Annotated in this window: 5 protein-coding genes; 2 read left to right on the top strand and 3 right to left on the bottom strand. The window is 55.7% G+C overall.

Going from position 1 to position 3,628, the window contains the following annotated elements:
* Positions 1–802, top strand: an 802-nt coding sequence (locus CW742_RS08805) for a PAS domain-containing sensor histidine kinase (RefSeq protein WP_292419284.1), incomplete at its 5' end; no start/stop codon positions are given.
* 243 nt (positions 803–1,045) lie between these two features.
* On the opposite strand, the gene CW742_RS08810 is transcribed toward CW742_RS08805, so the two are convergent.
* Together CW742_RS08810 and CW742_RS08815 are read right to left on the bottom strand one after the other, a co-directional pair.
* On the bottom strand, positions 1,046–1,561 hold the full coding sequence (locus tag CW742_RS08810) for a hypothetical protein (protein ID WP_292419287.1): 516 nt from the start codon (positions 1,559–1,561) through the stop codon (positions 1,046–1,048).
* A 64-nt stretch (positions 1,562–1,625) separates the two neighbouring features.
* A complete protein-coding gene (locus CW742_RS08815; protein WP_292419290.1) occupies positions 1,626–1,913 on the bottom strand; it encodes a hypothetical protein in 288 nt (95 codons plus the stop codon).
* A 159-nt stretch (positions 1,914–2,072) separates the two neighbouring features.
* Here CW742_RS08815 and CW742_RS08820 point away from each other — a divergent pair, with 159 nt between their 5' ends.
* Entirely contained in the window at positions 2,073–3,041 is a 969-nt protein-coding gene (locus tag CW742_RS08820; RefSeq protein ID WP_292419293.1) for a hypothetical protein, read from the top strand.
* A gap of 72 nt (positions 3,042–3,113) precedes the next feature.
* On the opposite strand, the gene CW742_RS08825 is transcribed toward CW742_RS08820, so the two are convergent.
* Positions 3,114–3,383 carry a hypothetical protein gene (locus tag CW742_RS08825; protein WP_292419296.1) on the bottom strand — a complete coding sequence of 90 codons (270 nt, stop codon included), beginning with the start codon at positions 3,381–3,383 and terminating at the stop codon, positions 3,114–3,116.
* Positions 3,384–3,628 lie beyond the last annotated feature (245 nt).

Here is a 3,628-nt window from a genome sequence, read left to right on the forward strand (position 1 = left end):
CATCAGGGGCAAGGTCCCCGACCCCGGCGGCGACCGGTACTACATCACCACCATCACACCCATCAGGGACGAGGCGGGCACGGTCATCACCTGTATCTGTTCCTCAAAAGAGATCACCGACCGGAAGCGGGCGGAGGATGCGCTCCGGCAGGCCAACCGGCACCTCGGCCTCCTCACCGATGTCACCCGTCACGATCTGTCAAACCAGGTCTCGGCGCTGAAAGGCTGGCTGGAGCTCACGAAGGTAATGCTGAACAATCCGGAGAAGATCCGGGAGTTCATTGCCGGAAAGGAGATCGCGATTGCCGGCATCGAACGCCAGATCGCGTTCATGAACGCGTACCGGGGCCTCGGAACAGACGAACCCACCTGGCAGGATTTGGAGGCAACCATCCACCGGGCCCGGGAACTCCTGCCGGCCGAAGGGATCCGGTTCGTCACGGATATCGGGGGGATCGAGGTCTACGCTGACCCGCTCTTCGACCGGGTCTTCTCAAACCTCCTGGACAACTCCCTGCGCCACGGGGAGCATGTGACGGAGATCCGCGTCTCTTCGCACCGGACGGGTGGCGAGCTTACGATCGTCTGGGAAGACAACGGCACGGGTATTTCTCCGGACGAGAAGGCACGGGTCTTCGACCGGGGCTTCGGGAGAAACACCGGCTTTGGGATGTTCCTCGCAAAGGAGATCCTCAGCCTGACGGGGATTGGCATCCGGGAGACCGGCGTGGCAGGGAAGGGCGCACGGTTCGAGATCGTGGTCCCGGCCGGGGCGTATAGGGAGAAGCAGTCGCAGCACTAGTGTTCTTCGTTAGGAAAGAGCCAGGACAATCACATCCAGGCACTAATGTAACAATCCCATCCTGCGATCATTTTCATGTCCCGGTCATGCAAGTTGTCCGGTTCTGGTGAAAGATTAATCGCATCCGGGGATTCGCAGCAGCATCGGATACAAAATTTTGTACATTAGTACTGTAAATAAAATGCAAATAGTATCCATTAGTACTGTAAACATTCCCCGCATCGCAGCTCGCTGAGGGGGCACTCATCCTGCTGTTTCAGTTTTTCCCGGGCCCACCCGCTCGTACACCAGCACCAGGTTCCCCTTCTCCTTTCTTGCAACCAGCCGGAACTCATCACCGGCATTGATCTTCATGGCCGCAGGGATGGCAGACCCTTCAGGTATTTTGGGAAGTTCAGTCTCGCAGTAATGCGCGAGCGCGGTATGCATGCAATCGGATTCTTTCCGGTCATCGAGAACCGCATAGGCGAGGAGCGTGAGCGCAACAAACGTTTTCTTTGTTGTATCCACCGTGTACACCGGGTGTTTACCCCCGGAAGAGACAAGAAGCCCCAGCCGTGTCAGGGTCGAGAGCGCATCACGGACGCTCGGGGCCGAGGCGCCGGTCAGCTCTTCGAGTTCGCGGGGACGGTAGGATGAATGGGGGTCCGCGATGATCTCCTCCACGACCCGTGCAATCACGGTATCGCCGAAGAGACCTGCATAGGGGATGTCAGATAATTCCCGTTCATGATCGGGAGACGGGGCGACGTTTGTCATGGATATCACTCGTATATATGTGTAGCAGGAACAGTAAATAAATTTTTACGATCAGAAAATATTTTTACCATTTCATCCAGTGGCCGTGATGCGGAATCTCTTCGTCAAATTCGATCATCAGGTTGTCAGCCCAAACCAGATCATCCAGGACTACCCATTTCTCCCCCGTTGAAGGATCATGCTGGACATGCATCATTCCCTGTGCATACCCCCGGCAGATCTCCTGTACGCGGATCCCTTTCTGCTCCCATTTTTTCCTGCAGTACATGAGCCGGCATGCTGCCCCCCGCTTCTTGAGCCAGGCCAGAAACCGGACTGTCTCAAGGGTGGGCTCATTGTCAGGTAATGACATGATATATATTTTTTAGGAGAGATAATTATGAAGGCGCGGTATGCACGGTGAAAGTAATCCATTTGTCCTTCCGGTCATTTTCACAAACCAGAGTGGGCTGTTCCCTCCCTCAAAAGCATTCATCTGATCGCACGTCCACGAAATAACCAGAGAACGCGTATGGATTGTTTGGAAGAGAACTGGCTCGAACTTGACTGGTCCCCGTGGGTGCCCTTCAACGCGCCGCGGGAATTCTGGTATATCCAGAAAGCGCCGGGAGTCTATCGCATCCGCCCGGATAACAAAGATCTCCTTATGTACATCGGCGAGACCGGCCAGTCGCTCCACAAGAAACTGGCCGGGCTCCGGCAGACCCTCCGTCGGGGAGACCTCATGCCCTGGAGCGACCCGTATGCCGAGGCGCCGGCACTCTGGAGCTGGTGGGTCGAGTGGATCGCTGACCGTGATGCGGGAACACCAAAACTACCTGCCCCCGGGAATACAGCGTCACATTCTCAATCGTCATCCGATAATGAAGAAGAAGCTGACGATCCGGAACCGGTCATGCTCGAAGTCTCCTCCGCCCCCCTCGACGCATCGGTGAGCGGGCGGAAAGGAATGGAACGTTTCCTGCTCTATAACTACCGGCAGGAGAAAGGCGAATCCCCGCTCTGCAACTTCGGCAGGATCCACCCGCGGTACCGGAAGTCTACAACCCGGGCAGAAGGACACCGGGGTGGGAAGCTTGCCAATGACCAGCAGGACAACCCGGCAGGGTTCCCCAGCATCACCCCGCTCGAACCCGTCGGCAAGCCGGGAGACTGCGACTGGATGGGACTTGAATGGACAGAGCAAAAATCTCTCATCCCTGAACATGCCGGGAAGGTGAGTGAAGGTGCCGGCCTCTACCTGCTCGCGGATGCCGGAACGCAGGATATCCTGTACATCGGCCAGTCAGCGGACATTGCAAAGCGCCTGCCGGGCCTGTGCGGGAAAGACTGGCAGGGGCATGAGGTACAGTTCTCGTACCAGATCGTCGGCCAGAACGTCCTCCCGCATAACCTTAAGGAGCTGGAGGCCGATCTTTTGGGAAACTATTACGAGAATTTCCGGAAGATGCCCGTATTCCAGTTCCAGAAAAGCCGATAATCGCACAAAAATTTTCCAAAAACCCCGGGCAACAGAACAAAAGAAAAAAGATTTTTTTTCCTCTAAGCCCGGTCAACGGGCTGTCGCAACCGGTGCCGCACCGGCGGCAAACGCCCCGGTGCCTGCCACCTGCTCTTCCTCGAACGGCACTTCAGCCGGTTCAAAGGCTGCCATCACTTCTGTCCACGCTTCATGGATTTCTGCAAATTCACCAGCATTCATCTTCTCCACACTCCTCCAGTCACTCACTGGATATACCAGCATATCAGGAGTGAGATAATAGAAATTTGCCAAAGTAGTCTGCATGGCAGAACCAGGAGGCAGGTCGGCTGGCAATGCCATAGCTCGACGGGAAGAACAACACGGGTGCAAAAAGGGGAGCATTGCCGGGACCGGATACCGGGCCCGGCCGGGTTTCTCCGTGCATGCTCAAAGGTGAGTTGATGTTTGAAGGCGCGTGAACACTGATCCTGCGGACGAGGGATGTAACACAAAGTATCAGCAGGAGACAATATTCACATTAACAATATCATATGTTTTATAATAAAATGTTTCTTGTTTGCATCTCCGCCGGCACTCCCACAAAG

It is taken from the genome of Methanoregula sp., assembly GCF_002835825.1.
GTDB lineage: Archaea > Halobacteriota > Methanomicrobia > Methanomicrobiales > Methanospirillaceae > Methanoregula.